The sequence below is a fragment of the Clostridium sp. genome (assembly GCF_029267215.1).
In the GTDB taxonomy this organism is placed as follows: domain Bacteria; phylum Bacillota; class Clostridia; order Clostridiales; family Clostridiaceae; genus Sarcina.
The window spans coordinates 92644-108682 of record NZ_JARIDH010000022.1 but is presented as its reverse complement, the minus strand read 5'-3'; the positions used below and the strand labels follow the sequence as shown (position 1 = coordinate 108682).

Below are 16039 nucleotides of genomic sequence, written 5' to 3'. Positions count from 1 at the left end.
GTTAAGGCTATGCTTTAAACTAGTTCTTTTAGGACGATTTGGAGAAGCTTATGAGATTGCCTGATGCATTTTTATTTTTAGCTTCTGATATTGCAAGTTATTAGTATAAATATGCAAACAATTATATAAATGATTAAAAAGTGAGGGGATAAAAATGGGACTATCAGATATAGGTATTAGATTGATTTTAGCAATCTTAATTGGTGGTATAGTAGGATATAACAGAGAGTATGAGAACAGACCAGCAGGATTTAGAACTCACGTATTAGTTTGTTTAGGTGCTACTGTTGCAGGTCTTATACAAGTTCAATTAGGATACTATATTGGAAATAGAGTTTTAGCAAATGAAGCATTAAAGGGAGTTTTGGCAGTTGATTCAGGAAGGGTTATATGTCAAGTAATATCAGGAATTGGATTTCTAGGTGCAGGAACAATAATTCAAACCAAAGGGTCTGTTAAAGGATTGACAACAGCAGCCTCAATATGGGCTGTTGGATGTGTTGGTATTGCAATTGGTATGGGTTTTTATGGAGTAAGTATATTAAGTGGGATAAGCATAGTTATTGTGCTTGTTGCACTTAAAAAGTTTGAAAATAGGTTTATTATAAATAATAAATTTTTTAATATTAAAATATCAATGGTAGACAATATTCAGGCGGCTAATTATATAAAAGAGTACTTTGATAAAGAAAGGATAAGAATAATTAATATTAAATCACTATCTAATAGTGATTATTTATATAAGATTGATGTTCCTCAGACTATTGATTTAAATGATATAGCTATTAATTTAATAAATAATAATAACATAACCTCTGTAGAAGAAGTTAGTAAGCTAAAGATATAGAATATATAAGTTAAAAACAAAGGTCAACTTTAATAGAGTAAAATTTACAGTAACTACATATTATAAAGAAAATATAAGTTGAAAATAAAAATTAATATAAAAATAAGATAACTAGAAGAGAAGTTTTAATAAGCGTAAAAAAATTCACTTAAATTCTCAAAAATTCTAGTTATCTTTTTATATTTAGCTTTATTTTTTAAATTTTGATTTTTGGTTAAAATTAATTAGGTTTTACTAGATGGCTAAAATCAACGCTCTGTTAAAACAGAACTTTATATTTAATCTTTTAATATGTTTTTAAAAACCTTAGTATGTTCTGTATCCTTACTTAAAGCTTGAATAACTTTTAATATTTCTTTCTCTGAAATAGCTATCTTAGCATAGGCAGAGTATAATATTATATAAGATTTAATTAATTTATAAAGGTTTATTAAGTAGTCTATACTTTTAGTTATATTTTCTCCTTTATTAAAAGGTATTATATCTTTAAAAATTTGATTTACTAAGTAATTTTCAATTATGTAAGAATAATTTGAAAAATTATATTCTAACTTTTCTATTATATTGGGATTACTTATGTTTTTGAAATCATCAGTGATAATTTCTCTTAAATTTGTAACTAAAGACTTTATTCTGTTTCCTATAAGATTATCACAAAGCTCTTTACTAAGTATTTTATTGAAATATGAATTTGAAAGAGTAAATAAGTTTTTGTTATTAATATATTTTGTTAGTTCAAATTTATCACTTGAAATTAAGTCTAAGATTTCTTCGATTTCATCAAATTTTTCTTGTCTTTTTAGAGACTCTAATTCTGAATAACATCCTTTAAGGATTAGCAATCTATCTTCAATAGAAAACTCCCTGTTTTGCATAATTCCAATGGAAATAACTCTTATATCCCAAAAATATTGAAGTAAGCTATCTGTTCCTTCAAAGGCTTCTGTGTCAATAACTCTTCTTATTTCAATTGTCTCTTCAGCTAACTCTTCTTCAACTTCAACAAATTCCATTTTATCTTTATTTAAAAGAGCAAGCCTACATACCTCTTCACAGGAAGTAATTCCACTTTTTTCATAAATATCATCAATAATATTGAAAACTCTAGGATATCTCTTGCAAGTTATTGAAAGATTATCTTCCCCACATCCTCCATGAATATCACAAAGAAGATCTTCATTAAGAAAAGGACATTTTTTATCCTCTGTGATTTTCATAAAACCATAGTTAAAAGGGTCTTCTGAGTTAGGATTTTTAAAGTATTTCCCTTTAACCAAGTATTTAAGTTTTCCACTACTATTTTCATATTTATTAAAAGTAGTTTCATCTATATTTACATCCCAACCTGCACAACAAGTATCAGTACAATCAGGACCTATACATCTAAAATCAATCATATACTTAGGTATAAAAAAATTTGCTTTCATAAAAACACCATCTTTCGTAAATTATGTGCTTTTATATTTTAACATTACAATAAATTTAAAACCACTTTTAACATTTAAATTTTTTCTTATACTATAATTTTTTAGTTTTATATTTAAACTGATTTTATTGGTTTAAATGTTTTCAATACAAAATATTTGAAAATCAAAATAAATTATGGTAAAATGTGACTTATTAACTTTTATAAAAAAGGAGAGTATATGAGTAATACAAATTTAATAGTAGAAGAACAAAAGAAAAATAAGTGGAGTAAGAGAAAAAAGTGGATATGTGGAATATTAGTTGGAATACTAGTGTTTTTAACTTTAGCTTTAGGCTTTGGTGGCAATTACCTATATAACTTAGCTATAAATCCAAATACTTCAAAAGACATGGTTTTTGCATCTACAAAAAAAAGTAATGATGTTGTTACTGTGGAAGGGACAAGCGGTCCAATAAGTATTTCAAGTGAAAAGTGGTTAGAAGAACAAAGTGGATATAAAAATCTTTATATAACATCAAAAGATGGATTAAAACTTCATAATTATCTTATAAAAAAACCAGATTCTAACAAGTGGGTAATAACTGTTCATGGTTATTCATCAGAAGGGAAGAAAACAGCTTCATATGCTAAGAAATTTTCTGATATGGGATATAATGTTATAATTCCTGATTTAAGAGGGCATGGAAAAAGTGAAGGTGATTATATTGGAATGGGATGGGACGAACGTTTTGATATAATAGATCTTATAAATTACATAATAAAAGAAAATAAAAATGCTGAGATTGTACTTTTTGGAGTATCTATGGGAGCATCAACTGTGATGAATGTTTCAGGAGAAAAATTACCAAGCAATGTTAAGGCTATTATAGCAGACTGTGGATATACAAGTGCTTGGGATGAATTTTCTTATCAGATTAAGAGATTGTTTGGATTACCAGCATTTCCTATTTTATATGTAGCTAACATTGTAACAAGAATAAGAGCTGGATATTGGATAACAGATGATTCTTCAATAAAACAAGTTGAGAAATCAAAAACACCTACATTATTTATACAGGGGTCAAAGGATACATTTGTGCCAGCATATATGATAAATGAACTTTATAACTCTAAAGCTTCACCAAAGGAAAAGTTAATAATTCAGGGTGCTGGACATGCTAAATCAAGTAAAGTTAATCCGAAGCTTTACTGGGAAACTATTAATAAATTTTTGAATGAATATATAAAATAAAACTTAAGGCATTGGTAATTAAGATTATCAATGTCTTATTATTTTAGAGTTTAAAAATCAAACGAAATGTGACAATAATTATTATTTTAAATTAAATTGAGTAGCATTATTGAAGTTTTTATTACAAAATTGAAAGGAAAAAGTAAGGCGTTTGAATAATACTTTTAGTATTAATTATGTATAATTATAATTAAATAAAAGATTTGTAAAACTAGTATTAGTTATATGAATCTAATAGGAGGAATTTATGAAACCTATTATAGGAAAAAGAATAAACGTTTTTTTGATAATTATAACAACTATTTTATTTTCAACTTTTTTTGTAGGATGTTCAATATTTAAAAAGGATTATAGACAAGACATATTAAATGAAAAAGTAGAAGTGTTAAGAGAAAATCCAAATTATGTAAAGATAGAAGATGTAAATAAAGAGTTTTTAGATGCAGTAGTAGCAACAGAGGATAATAGGTTTTATAATCATGGAGCATTAGATTTTAAAGGGATAGCAAGAGCTATAGTGAATGACATAAAAGCTTTGGAACTTAGAGAAGGTGGAAGCACAATTACCCAACAAACTGCAAAGAATCTTTGCTTAAGCAATGAAAGAAGTTTATCTAGAAAAATTAAGGAAATTTTTCTTAGTTTTCAGCTAGAAAGAGAGTATTCAAAGGAAGAAATATTAGAATTATATGTAAACTCAATATATTTTGGTTCAGGATATACAGGAATAAAGGAAGCTTCAAATGGATATTTTAATAGAAGCCCTAAAAACTTAACATATAATGAAGCAACACTTCTTGCAGGTCTTCCACAAGCACCAAGTAGATATGATTTAAAAACTAAAAGTGGATTAAAGTTAGCTAAGGAAAGACAAAAATTTGTTGAAAAGGCATTAAATGAGTATAAAGAAAATAATAATTAAAAAATTTAAAAAGAAAAAACAAGATTAATTGATATAAAATTTCTAAATACCCTAAGTATATAGGGTATTTTTTATTTTAGAAAAGTAAAATATATTAAAAATTTCCTTAGGCTATAACCTTTTACTTTAAGAAAAATATTATATAGTAAACAATAATAATGGAGAAAATTTTATGACTAATTTAAATAATAAAACCATATTGGATGTTAAAGTGGGTAATGTAATAAAGAAGTATAGTACAGATAAGGTTATTTTATTAGGTGAATATTATCAAAAAGGAAGTGAGTATATAGAAAACATTGAGGTAGTTATAAGCCCTGGAGAGGGTGGTGCTGAAATTAAAAGTGAAATACCTTATAGAGGATATAACTTAGAATTGTTTTTAGGCGATTTTAATGGGGATGAAATTGATGAAATAATGGTTAGAGGTGCATATGGAGGAACAGGAGGATTTGCTATTGCCTCTATATATAATTATAAGGATGGAAAATTAAATGAGATTTTTAATCCCAATATGTTTTTTGAGAAATATGATTTTAAAGCCAGATATTTAGAAAACACTATGGTAGAGGTATATTCTGAATCAATAAATGAGAAGTTTAACTTTTATATAGGAAATAAGCCTAAAGTTTATTTAGACATAATCTATGATGAAAATGGAAGAGTAAAAGAAAATAATCTTCCAACAGTTTCTGCAATAAACAATGCTTTTCCCATAAAGACTGTTTATAATAAATTTTATTATTTATTAATTAGACAAAGAGTAGTTGGAGTATCTAATGCGGATACTATTGGATTTATTGAAAGTCTTATTACTCTTTTAGATAATAAAATTAATATAGCTACAATTGGCTCCTTTGAATTTGGAGAAAATATAAAGAATATAAATAAAGAAAGGGAAGAGGAGAATAGAAATTTTAATTTTAGAGGGAATAGTAAAGAATTAAATGATATGAAAAATAAAAATTTAATAGAAGAAAATAGTAAAGACTTTAGAATTAAAAAAACAAGCAAAACAGGGGATTCACTATTTATAGATTTTTATAAAAATAATAAAGAGGATTATGAACATGATTTAATAGAAAGAGGATTTAATGAGGGAAGAAGCTTAAAAGAGGAAATGTTAAATGAAGTTGAAATACCAAGAGATATAGCTAATAAACTTCCAAAAGAGGTTAATTTTGTTAAAGAGGAAAATAGTAATAAAGCTATTATAAGAAAAGTTGATTTGGGTAAAAATTGCAAGGGGGTGTTGGTTCCTTATACTTTAGGTGAAAATAGTTATATATCTTTCATGGAGAAGGGGGAGTTTGGATATTCTTTAAAATCTAGTTTTAGAGAAAATCTAAAATACTTAAATGATCTTATGATTAAGAAAATTGACCTTAATATTTATGTGTTTGCGGGTTTTAAGGTTGAAGAGGATATAAACAAATTATATATTCTAACTTTAAGAGGGGGTAAACTTTGTAAAGCTTTTGAGAATAATGAGTACTTCTATTCTAAGATGTATTTAGAAGATATAAATAATGGTTCTAACTTTGAGTTAATACTTTGGATAAAAGATGTGGATAAAGCTTATAGAGTTGATATATATAATATTAAAAATAGTGGACTTAAAAAGACTGATAAATATGATAAAAAATATTATAAACATGTAGTTGATTATTATAAAGGATTAATAAATTCTTATGAAGAAGATACAATATATCTTTATTATTTGGCATTAGCATATGAAAAAAGAGGAGAGTATAAGAAAGCTTTAGCTATTTTAAATAAAGTAATGAGTTCTGAAAATCCATATCCATCCTTTGAAAAACTTAAGGAACTAAAACAAAGATTGAAAAAGAAAGCTTAAACAAAAAATAGTCACTCATAAATTATTTTAGAGTGACTATTTTTAAGAAAAAGCAGTGGTTATATGATTTACAATAGAATCGTCAAGTTTATTATTTTTTTGCTAAATCCAATTTGTTTCAGCTTCTTTTCTTGGAGCTGTTCTCTTATAAGTAACAGCAGGATATCCTATAACCATACAAGATTTTAGTTTTTTGTCTTTAATTCCAAATAGATTCATCATTTCTTTATTACCTTCAGCAGCTATTTGTAAAAAACCACTAAAGAATGTTCCAAGACCTAAAGCATTAGTCATAAGTTCCATATTAGAGGAAGCAAGCTCTCCATTTAAGTCATGGTTAGAAAAGGCTAATATAACAAGAGGTGCATTATAGAATAATCTATCATTTTTTATTGGATCATTTTTATAGGCTTTATACATCTTAGTCCATATCAAAGCGTATCTTCTTAGTTGTTTATTTTCTTCTTTTTGATTAAGTATATATTCTCCCTTAGCTTTTAAGCTTTCGTAAGCCATATCTTTTAATTTATCTAAATTTTCAGTAATAACAACATATGAAACATCTTGGCTATTTACAGCAGTTTGAGTAAATCTACCAGCTTCTATTATTTTTTCAATTTTTTCTTTTTCAACTTTTTTATCTTTAAATCTTCTTACACTTCTTCTAAATTTTATAAAGTTTAGTAAATTTTCTGGTTCTAAAGAGAAGCTTTCTTTATCAAATTCTTTAACTTCATCCATATCATAATCATCTGTTGAAACTGCTTTTGTAGGACAAATAGCAATGCAGTGTCCACATTTAATACAGTTTTTATTTTTTATATTCGCTTTTTCATCAACTAGTTTTATGTCATTTACTGGACAATCTTTTATACATTGAGAACATGCAATACATTTTTCCTTATTAACTTTAAACATAAAATCCTCCTTAGTATTTGTTCATAAATAGAACTATTTTTTTCATTAGTATTTATAAAATATCTTAATATTATATCATTTTAATAGTATATAGTCTAATTATTAGAAGTTATATTACATATAAAGAAATTACTGTATTATTTAAATTGATGAGACTATTATAAACTGAGCTTTATGAGAAGAAGATAGTTTATAATAAAAAAGATATAGATATAAATTTATACCTTTTTGTATGAATTATATATTTAATTAAAAAGTAACTAATATATTGACAAAATAAATAAATTTTTACAATGTTGTTACAATATTTAAATTTACAGAAAAAGTGGTATAATATAAAGGAGTAATCAAGGTAATATAATTTTAAAAAGGTATTAAACAAAAAAGCGGTCAACTTAACAAAAGGAGATGGGAATTTTGAGAATAACAACTTTAGTAGAAAACACAAAAATATCTAGTGATTTAGAGAATAAACATGGATTATCATTTCATATAAAAACAGATAAACATAGTATTTTATTTGATTTAGGTCCTAAAGGAGTGCTTTTAGATAATGCAAAAAAATTAGGAGTAGATTTAAAAGAAGTAGATATTGTAATAATATCACATGGACATTCTGATCATGGTGGAGCTTTAGAAGAATTTTTAAGTGTAAACCATAAAGCTAGTATATATGTAAATAAAGAGGCTTTTAATGAATACTATAGTGTTTTAGGATCATTTAAAAAGTATATAGGATTAGATAGAGAATTAAAGAATAATAAAAGAATAGTTTTAGTTGATGGAGATTTAGAAATTGATGATGAATTGTATATTTTCTCAAAAATAGAGAGAAACCATAATATTTCTAAATTTAATGAGGATCTATATAAAAGAGTTGATGGACTTTATTTAGAAGATGATTTTTCACATGAACAAAATCTAATTGTAAAAGAGGGGAATAAATCCTTATTATTTAGTGGATGTGCTCACAATGATATAAGAAATATATTAGATAAAGCCCAAAATATAATTGGGAAAGATTTAGACTGTGTAATAAGTGGATTCCACTTGGTAAATCAATCAACAGGAAGATGTGAAAGTGAAACTTTTATTGATGAACTAGCAGAGGTTTTAGATAAAAGAGATACTAAGTTTTATACATGTCATTGCACAGGTATGAGCCCTTATAAAATATTAAAAAGAAAATTAGGAGACAAAATAGATTATATATCAACAGGTAAAATAGTAGATTTATAAAAAAAAAGGTGATGCTTAATGGCATCACCTTTTTATTTATATTAAAATTCATTCATAAGTAAATTAAGTTTTTCTAGGAATTTGTCTATTTCTTCTTCTTTAGTTGCCCATGATGTTATAAGTCTTATAGAAGAATGAGTAGGACTAACTTTTGTCCATCTGTAAAAAAGATAATCTTTTTCTAGCTCTTCAATAACTTCATTTGGAAGAATAGGGAATATTTGATTTGTTGGAGAGTCTATTAAAAGAGAACAACCACATTTTTTAATACCTTTAGCAAGATATTGTCCCATTTTATTTGAATGAGATGCAAGGTCAAAATATAATCCATCTTTAAATAATTCTTCAAACTGAATTCCAAGTAATCTTCCTTTAGCTAAAAGGGCACCTTTTTGTTTTATATTATGTCTAAAATTAGGTTTTAAATCATCGTTTTTTATAACTAAGGCTTCTCCTAAAAGAGCACCATTTTTTGTACCACCTATAGAAAAGGCATCAGTATATTTAACCATATCACTAAGTGAAAGGTTAGAGTTTTCAAGACAAAGTGCAGAGCCAAGTCTTGCACCATCTACATATAAAAGAAGATTTTTTGATTTGCAAAAATCATAAAGGTTTTTCATTTCTTCCTTATTATAAACAGTTCCAAGTTCAGTTGGATTTGATATATAAACTAACTTTGGAATTAGGACATGCTCACTATCATATTCTTCTAATAAACTTTCAATTAAATCAGGATTAAGTTTTCCTTCTTCACAGTCTATAGTTATTACTTTATGACCCGTGTATTCTATAGCTCCACATTCATTAACTGCAATATGTCCTGTATTAGGTGATATACAAGCTTCATAAGATCTTAAGAATCCATCTATTGCAATTAAGTTTGTTTGTGTTCCACCTGATATAAGATGTACATCTATATTTTCATTTTCTGAAAGTTCTTTTATTTTAGAAACAGCATTTTTAGTATGAACATCATATCCATAACCTTCTTCTTGAGAAAAGTTTGATTCAACTAATGCTTCTAGTATTCTAGGATGAGCTCCTTCACTGTAATCATTTTTTAAGCTATGCATTTTTTTTGTATCCTCCCAATTTAAAAAATAGTTTTTCATAGTTTATTATGTTATTTTTCTATCAAGATTAAAAATTAAAATAAAAATAAACAAAAAATAAATTAAAATCCAATTAAAATTAACTATATATCAAAGGAAGAATCATGTCAAATGATAGTAAAAGTCTTTAAATACAATGGTTTATCAGTGGAAAACAAATGTGGAAAAAAGTCTGTGTAATGTTTAGGAAAAAGTTAGAGTGTGCATTAATTTTTAAATGAAAAATAATAAATTTTAATGGTGAAAAATAAAATAATTTAGAGTTTTTTTATATTTAATTAATAAATTCGAATTAAAAAGGTTTATTATTTAACAAATTTATTTGAAAAACAATTTTAAATAAATTATTATATTAGTAGTTAATATAATAGTGATAAAGGGGGACTTAAAATGGAATTTGATATAATGAGAATTATTGCCACATTAATAAATTTTGGATTGTTAATAGGAATATTTTTACTTATTATTAAATTTATTAAATGGTTAAGAAATATTGGGAAGCGTATGTATAGTATTGAGGAGAGTTTAGAAAAAATAAGCAAAGAACTTGAAGAAAAATAAACCTAAATTGATTTTGATACAAAATTATTAAGAGACTTTAAAATATATAACTATAAAACATTTTAAAGTAGGAAATATATTAAAAAAATTTAATGCCTCTTGAACATATTTATTATATAAAAATATGCATATATGTATATTTTTATATTTGTGGTGTATGTATTAAAATTGCAAGTATAATAAGTATTTTAGCTATTTATAAGCTTTAAAATTAACTTTTGAAATTATATTAAAATTCATAAAAATAAATTTTTATGAATAAATATACAAAAATATATTGTATGTTTATTTCTTAGATGATATAATTTCTTTTTGAAAGAATAATTAACAAATAGTTAATTAAGTTTAAAGAATGGTTAACAAATGATTAATTAAGTTTAAAGATACAGAAGAGAGGATTATGAATGGGAAAGAATAAAAAAATAAAGTTATGGGCATTGGTAATGCTTATATTTGTGCCAACTTTTGGATTTACAAATATATCAAGTAATGCAGTTTATTTAGGACCTGCTGCTATTCCTTCTTGGGTGATAGTCTCAATATTATATTTTTTACCTTTATGTGGGATTATTGCTGAGATGGCATCAGCTAACCAAGATAAAGAGGGGGGAATATATTCCTGGATAAACAAAGCTTTGGGAGAAAAATGGGCATTTGTTGGAACTTGGACTTATTTTATAGGAATATTATTTTATTTACAAATGGTATTTTCAAGAATACCAGTAGCTGCATCATGGGCTATATTAGGAAGAAATATATTTACAGATTCAAATGCATATTTATTACCTTTATTATCAATATTCATATGTATAGCTATGACTTATATAGCAACAATAGGGGTAAGTAAATTTTCAAAACTTGCCGATTTTGGTGGTAAATTCACATTGGCAGCAACTGTAATATTTATAGTTATGGCAATTGTAGGATATTTTTTAGGAACACCATCTGCAACAGAATTTACACCACAGAATATAATGCCAGATTTTAATGTGAGTTACTTTTCAACATTCTCATGGCTATTATTAGCAGTTTCAGGATCAGAAGTTGCAGGTACTTATATAATGGAAACTGATAATCCTAAAAAAACATTTCCAAGGGCTATGGTTATTGCTACAGCATTAGTAGCTTTATCATATATATTAGGCTCTGTAGCAATACAGCTTATTGCATCACCTAAGGTATTAAGTAAAGCTGGAATACAAGATGCAGGATATGTTGTTTATTATATATTAGCAAACAACTTTGGAATAAGTGGTAAGGTTGTTGTACAAATATATGCAGCAATAAATTTAATAACATCAATTGCAGCCTATGTAATTTGGATGGAGTCACCAATAAGAGCCATGTTTAGTGAAGTTCCAGAAGGAACATTTCCAAGTATTTTAACTAAAAAAAGAGAAGATGGAACTCTTGTTAATGCACTTTGGACTCAATGTATTATATTAGTAATATTAATTTCAATTCCTCTATTTGGAATAGGTTCAGTAAACGACTTTTTTAAATTATTAACTGATTTATCATCATTAGCCGTTGTTGTTCCATATGTAGTTTTAATATGTGCTTTCATATCATTTAGAAAACACAATAAAGACTTAGAATTTAAATTTTTTAAGTCTGATATTTTAGCATATACTGTAGCTGGAATAGCTTTATTTCTTTCATGTGCAGGTTTCTTTGGAGCAGGACTTCAAGACATAGTAGGAAGTTCAGGGAAAGAAGCTATTTTACTTATAATAAAAACATATGGAGGACCAATAATACTTACTATATTAGGATTAATCTTAAGAGCTATATCAGAAAAATCTTATAAAAATAGATAGTTTAATTATTATTTTAGAGACTTTAAATGAGATAGTAAATAAATATAATTAGTTTAAGTTTTTAAGAAGTGAAAGAATTGTAAAAATTCTTTCACTTCTTTTAATTTTTTTTAAAAATTAAAGCTAAATTAAACAAATTCTAATTGACTTTAAAAATATATTATAGTATTATTTTAGTGAAAATGAATTTCAATTACAATTAAGGAGGAAATATGGATTACATAATTTATTCACTTATAGCAACAACAATTTTAGTATTAGGACTAAATTCAATTTTAAAACAGAAAGCAACAAAATTCTATTTATTATCTTCAATAATTGCTGTATTAATAATATTTTATGAGTTCTTTAAAATTAGTACAGGCTTTAAATTAGAAGGATTTATGTATGTACTAGAGAGGAGTTTTATAAAAGGGTATGTAAGCACAGCCTTGTTTATATTAGTAATGTTTGCAGGGGCATTAAGTAAAAAATGGCAAGTAACTAAGAATTTATTAAGAGTGAGAGCAGAAATGGCAATTATAGCGTCTATTTTAATATTACCTCACTGCATATTATATACATATAAATTTATATCAAAGTTAATTGATGGAAAAGCGTTAGCGCCATTTTATTTCTTATCTATGATCTTAGGATTAATAGCATTTTTATTAATGATTCCTTTATTTATAACTTCTTTTAGAAAGATAAGAGTAAAAATGACAGCTAAAAAGTGGAAATCACTTCAAAGATGGTCATATCTTTTTTACTTTTTAATTTATGTACATATTATGGTTTTACTATTAAGTAGAAAGGTTATACCATTTGGTAAAGTTATAATTTATACATTGGTATTCGGAAGTTATTTAGTTTTTAAGATTATAAATAATATTAAGAAAAATAAAAAGTAAATAGATTTTAATTGACTTTAAAAATAGATTATAGTAATATTTTGATGAAAATGAATTTCAATAACATTTAATCAGGGGGAAAATACATATATATATGAGTAAATTCAATTTCAAAAATATTTAAATTTAGAGGGAAGTTATGGACATAATCAAAAAAATTTTTATTAGTGGAAATATAAGTATGTTTTTATTTATATTAGTTATGATTGGTGGAATATTAAATAAAAAATGGAATTTAACTAAATTATTATTAAAAATAAGACCAGAATTTTCAATTTTAGCATCTTTATTAATAATTCCACATATTAAATTTTATTCTCATAAAATGCCTGTAGATAGTTCTAATGTTAAAGTTTTAATTTTAGGATATATTTTAGGTGGATTAGCATTTATAATAATGATTCCCTTATTTATAACATCTTTTAAAAACATTAGGATGAAAATGATGGCAAGAAAATGGAGAAAAATACAAAGGTGGGCATATCTTTTTTATTTGTTAATCTACTTACATGTTATGGTTTTATTATTTAATAAACCAAATATACATTTTAGTAAGATAATATTTTACACAATTATTTTTGGAAGTTATTTTGTCTTTAAAATTAAAACTTCTTTGAAAGAAAGACAAATATGATAAATAAAAAAATATACCTTAATAAACTAGACAGTGTTTTTGTATTCATATAGAATATTCATAAATACATATTGTGTAGGAGAATTTTATGAGGTTTAGAAAATCTAATTATCAAGATATTAAAGAAATTATGATTTTAATTAATCAAGCTAAAGAATATTTAAAATTAAAGGGTGTTAACCAATGGCAGGATGGCTATCCAAATGAAGAGGTTATAAAGGAAGATATAGCTAAAGGAGAAAGTTATATATTAATAAGTAATGATAAAATTGTTGGTACTTCCACTATTTGTTTTTCTGGAGAAAATACTTATGACAACATATTTGGAGGGGAGTGGCTTACTAAAAATAAATATATTGTAATGCATAGAGTAGCTGTTCATGATGATTTTAAGGGGACAGGCATTTTTAGAAAAATTCTTTGTGAAGCTTCTAAATTATCAACTATGAATAATATTAATAGTATAAAGATAGATACCCATGAGGATAATTTATCTATGCAAAAAGCTCTTATAAATAATGGATTTAAAAGATGTGGAATAATATATTTAGAAAATGGAGATAAGAGAATAGCTTTTGAAAAAATTATAAATAGGTAAAGAGTGCATTTATGCACTCTTTATTTAATTATTTTATATATCTAAAAATAAATAATTAAAGAGTAAAAATAGCAAAATTTATGTTATTTAATCAATTTATATAAGTTGAAAATGGAAAAAATGTATTTTTTTTAATGGAATATGCAGTTTTAGGGCATAAAAAAAGAATTGTTAAAAACAATTCTTTATAATAAATGGTGAGAATATATGTTTATTTAATTACTTTGTATATTACCAATAGAATAGATAACTTATATCTATCCTAATAATCTTTAATATAAAAATTAAAGGCTTTTTAATATACATAAAGCTAATACTAATACTATTAGCTTAGTTAAACATTCGTCTAACTGTCTAAACATATAATCACCTCGCTATATTTAGTTTTAAAACTAATATAATACTAAATATATTAGTTGTATAAATTTAATTATATTAAAAAATTTGATTTTAGTCAATATTTTGTATAAAAAGAATAGAGTAAATGAGATTAGAAGCATTTTGGTTATAATTACACATATAAAAAGAGTAGGGTATAAGTTACCCTACCAAATTGATTTTTGATATTCATTAGGTATTGATCCTACAAACTTTTTATCAGCTAGGATTATATACCAGAATGTTATAAATGCTATAAATGAGAAAATTATACCTAGTATAGTAGCCAATAAACCAAATCCAAAATTCTTAAGAATTCTATAGAATACAATTATAGCAAGTATAATATTTAAAATAGGTATAAATGTAATAATAAAATACCAATAAGACATACCTGCTAGATGAAGTATTTGTAATTCTCCAAGGATTGGTACAAGCATCATCCAAGAATTTTTCAAATTAGCTCTTTTAGCCATAACATAAGAAGGATAAACTCTTATTAAATAAAAAATTAAGAATATCAAAAAATTACTTGAAATGTAATCAAATCCATAAAAATAATCCATAAAATCAGCCTCCTTTTGAATAATTGTATCATATTTTAAAATAAATTTAAATAAAATGTAAATGATTATATAGGTAAAGATAAAGAGTTAAATATTTTATTAAAAAAATATCTTTTATGTCCTTTGGGGCAATCATCTAATACACCAAATACTTCATAACCGTGCTTAATGTAAAAATCTTTCTTTATACTAGCCAAAATTTCATACACACAATATGTATTATTTGCAATGTGTTGAGGTTGATATTGCGATAATATATAATTAATCATTGGGGTGGTTAAATGAGTAAAAGAATACAAGATAGTAATAATCTTTTTAAAAATATAATAGAATTTTCAAGTTTTTTATTAATTATTACATCAGATATTAGTTCTATAAATATGCTGATAGTAAAAAAGATTGGCTTGAAACTGTAAGTAATAATATGGATTAATATTATATTGAGGTAAATGATGATAAAAGTTTAGATTGGGATAAATATATTATGTATGATGTTGTTACTAAACTTAATACCAAAATACCTGAAATATATTTTTGTGATTTAAATATAAAAAATGATTTTTTTGAATTAACTAATAATGATTTTTTGAATTAACTAATAAAGTACAGTTTGAAGATTCTAATTATAGAGAAGCTATTTTGAATGAATTTATAGAATTATATAAATTTGAAAAAAATTATTAGATTTAAGTAAACTATATCCTTTAAAAACACATAAATTTATGTTTAATATAACTCGAATGGATATAGATAGTAAATTTACATCAGAAAACTTGTTTCTTATAGAGAGATATATTAATTAAAAAAAAGGTAACAATGAAAAATATTATATTAAGTTACTTGAATATAATATTGATCAGTTAAGAGATGTAGATATGTTTGGAAGTAAGTATTTAAATTTATTAAAATTCTTAAATGCGGAATCATAGTATGAATAAAATCTGTAATTATAGGGGGGTAATAACATTATTGCAAATTGAAATAAGAGACGTTTAACTAATGGAAAATTAAAAAAACAAAAGAATAAAGAAAA

14 protein-coding genes are annotated in these 16039 nt (G+C 24.7%); 10 read left to right on the top strand and 4 right to left on the bottom strand.

The features are described from left to right. The first annotated feature begins 154 nt into the window (after positions 1-154). On the top strand, positions 155-847 hold the full coding sequence (locus tag Q1K13_RS02955) for an MgtC/SapB family protein (RefSeq protein ID WP_300347628.1): 693 nt from the start codon (positions 155-157) through the stop codon (positions 845-847). Between the two features lie 278 nt (positions 848-1125). On the opposite strand, the gene fliB is transcribed toward Q1K13_RS02955, so the two are convergent. Continuing rightward, positions 1126-2274 carry a flagellin lysine-N-methylase gene (gene fliB, locus Q1K13_RS02950; protein ID WP_300347627.1) on the bottom strand — a complete coding sequence of 383 codons (1149 nt, stop codon included), beginning with the start codon at positions 2272-2274 and terminating at the stop codon, positions 1126-1128. A 219-nt stretch (positions 2275-2493) separates the two neighbouring features. Here fliB and Q1K13_RS02945 point away from each other — a divergent pair, with 219 nt between their 5' ends. The 3 genes from Q1K13_RS02945 to Q1K13_RS02935 all read left to right on the top strand — a co-directional run bounded on the left by Q1K13_RS02945 (position 2494) and on the right by Q1K13_RS02935 (position 6287). Then, positions 2494-3507 carry an alpha/beta hydrolase gene (locus Q1K13_RS02945; protein ID WP_300347626.1) on the top strand — a complete coding sequence of 338 codons (1014 nt, stop codon included), beginning with the start codon at positions 2494-2496 and terminating at the stop codon, positions 3505-3507. A 247-nt stretch (positions 3508-3754) separates the two neighbouring features. Further along, positions 3755-4429, top strand: a complete 675-nt coding sequence (locus Q1K13_RS02940) for a biosynthetic peptidoglycan transglycosylase (RefSeq protein ID WP_300347625.1) — start codon at positions 3755-3757, stop codon at positions 4427-4429. A gap of 172 nt (positions 4430-4601) precedes the next feature. Further along, complete coding sequence (locus Q1K13_RS02935) at positions 4602-6287, top strand: YybI family spore inner coat protein (RefSeq protein ID WP_300347623.1); 1686 nt, start codon at positions 4602-4604, stop codon at positions 6285-6287. 102 nt (positions 6288-6389) lie between these two features. Here Q1K13_RS02935 and Q1K13_RS02930 read toward each other — a convergent pair whose 3' ends face one another. Beyond that, the gene (locus tag Q1K13_RS02930; protein WP_300347622.1) at positions 6390-7205 is read right to left on the bottom strand and encodes a nitroreductase family protein; all 816 of its coding nucleotides are present in this window, start codon (positions 7203-7205) and stop codon (positions 6390-6392) included. A gap of 408 nt (positions 7206-7613) precedes the next feature. Between Q1K13_RS02930 and Q1K13_RS02925 the strand changes: the two genes are divergently transcribed. Next, positions 7614-8444: an MBL fold metallo-hydrolase gene (locus Q1K13_RS02925; protein WP_300347621.1), complete on the top strand. Its 831-nt coding sequence runs from the start codon at positions 7614-7616 to the stop codon at positions 8442-8444. A gap of 41 nt (positions 8445-8485) precedes the next feature. On the opposite strand, the gene Q1K13_RS02920 is transcribed toward Q1K13_RS02925, so the two are convergent. Further along, positions 8486-9520: a threonine aldolase family protein gene (locus Q1K13_RS02920; protein ID WP_300347619.1), complete on the bottom strand. Its 1035-nt coding sequence runs from the start codon at positions 9518-9520 to the stop codon at positions 8486-8488. 429 nt (positions 9521-9949) lie between these two features. Between Q1K13_RS02920 and Q1K13_RS02915 the strand changes: the two genes are divergently transcribed. The 5 genes from Q1K13_RS02915 (at position 9950) to Q1K13_RS02895 (ending at position 14062) form a co-directional block, all read left to right on the top strand. After that, entirely contained in the window at positions 9950-10120 is a 171-nt protein-coding gene (locus Q1K13_RS02915; protein WP_300347618.1) for a hypothetical protein, read from the top strand. Between the two features lie 404 nt (positions 10121-10524). Next, positions 10525-11940: an amino acid permease gene (locus tag Q1K13_RS02910; protein WP_300347617.1), complete on the top strand. Its 1416-nt coding sequence runs from the start codon at positions 10525-10527 to the stop codon at positions 11938-11940. Between the two features lie 212 nt (positions 11941-12152). After that, positions 12153-12830 (top strand): ferric reductase-like transmembrane domain-containing protein, encoded by a 678-nt coding sequence (locus tag Q1K13_RS02905; protein WP_300347616.1) that lies wholly within the window; start codon positions 12153-12155, stop codon positions 12828-12830. A 139-nt stretch (positions 12831-12969) separates the two neighbouring features. Beyond that, on the top strand, positions 12970-13464 hold the full coding sequence (locus tag Q1K13_RS02900; RefSeq protein ID WP_300347614.1) for a ferric reductase-like transmembrane domain-containing protein: 495 nt from the start codon (positions 12970-12972) through the stop codon (positions 13462-13464). 88 nt (positions 13465-13552) lie between these two features. Then, the gene (locus tag Q1K13_RS02895) at positions 13553-14062 is read left to right on the top strand and encodes a GNAT family N-acetyltransferase (RefSeq protein WP_300347613.1); all 510 of its coding nucleotides are present in this window, start codon (positions 13553-13555) and stop codon (positions 14060-14062) included. Positions 14063-14607: 545 nt separating this feature from the next. On the opposite strand, the gene Q1K13_RS02890 is transcribed toward Q1K13_RS02895, so the two are convergent. After that, a complete protein-coding gene (locus Q1K13_RS02890; RefSeq protein ID WP_300347612.1) occupies positions 14608-15006 on the bottom strand; it encodes a DUF5684 domain-containing protein in 399 nt (132 codons plus the stop codon). Positions 15007-16039 lie beyond the last annotated feature (1033 nt).

Excerpts from the sequence above, each read along its gene's own strand:
- Q1K13_RS02910 (WP_300347617.1), top strand. The coding sequence starts at position 10,525 with ATGGGAAAGAATAAAAAAATAAAGTTATGGGCATTGGTAATGCTTATA.
- Q1K13_RS02890 (WP_300347612.1), bottom strand. The coding sequence starts at position 15,006 with ATGGATTATTTTTATGGATTTGATTACATTTCAAGTAATTTTTTGATA.
- fliB (WP_300347627.1), bottom strand. The coding sequence starts at position 2,274 with ATGAAAGCAAATTTTTTTATACCTAAGTATATGATTGATTTTAGATGT.
- Q1K13_RS02915 (WP_300347618.1), top strand. The coding sequence starts at position 9,950 with ATGGAATTTGATATAATGAGAATTATTGCCACATTAATAAATTTTGGA.
- Q1K13_RS02925 (WP_300347621.1), top strand. The coding sequence starts at position 7,614 with ATGGGAATTTTGAGAATAACAACTTTAGTAGAAAACACAAAAATATCT.
- Q1K13_RS02935 (WP_300347623.1), top strand. The coding sequence starts at position 4,602 with ATGACTAATTTAAATAATAAAACCATATTGGATGTTAAAGTGGGTAAT.
- Q1K13_RS02920 (WP_300347619.1), bottom strand. The coding sequence starts at position 9,520 with ATGCATAGCTTAAAAAATGATTACAGTGAAGGAGCTCATCCTAGAATA.
- Q1K13_RS02945 (WP_300347626.1), top strand. The coding sequence starts at position 2,494 with ATGAGTAATACAAATTTAATAGTAGAAGAACAAAAGAAAAATAAGTGG.
- Q1K13_RS02930 (WP_300347622.1), bottom strand. The coding sequence starts at position 7,205 with ATGTTTAAAGTTAATAAGGAAAAATGTATTGCATGTTCTCAATGTATA.
- Q1K13_RS02940 (WP_300347625.1), top strand. The coding sequence starts at position 3,755 with ATGAAACCTATTATAGGAAAAAGAATAAACGTTTTTTTGATAATTATA.
- Q1K13_RS02905 (WP_300347616.1), top strand. The coding sequence starts at position 12,153 with ATGGATTACATAATTTATTCACTTATAGCAACAACAATTTTAGTATTA.
- Q1K13_RS02895 (WP_300347613.1), top strand. The coding sequence starts at position 13,553 with ATGAGGTTTAGAAAATCTAATTATCAAGATATTAAAGAAATTATGATT.
- Q1K13_RS02900 (WP_300347614.1), top strand. The coding sequence starts at position 12,970 with ATGGACATAATCAAAAAAATTTTTATTAGTGGAAATATAAGTATGTTT.
- Q1K13_RS02955 (WP_300347628.1), top strand. The coding sequence starts at position 155 with ATGGGACTATCAGATATAGGTATTAGATTGATTTTAGCAATCTTAATT.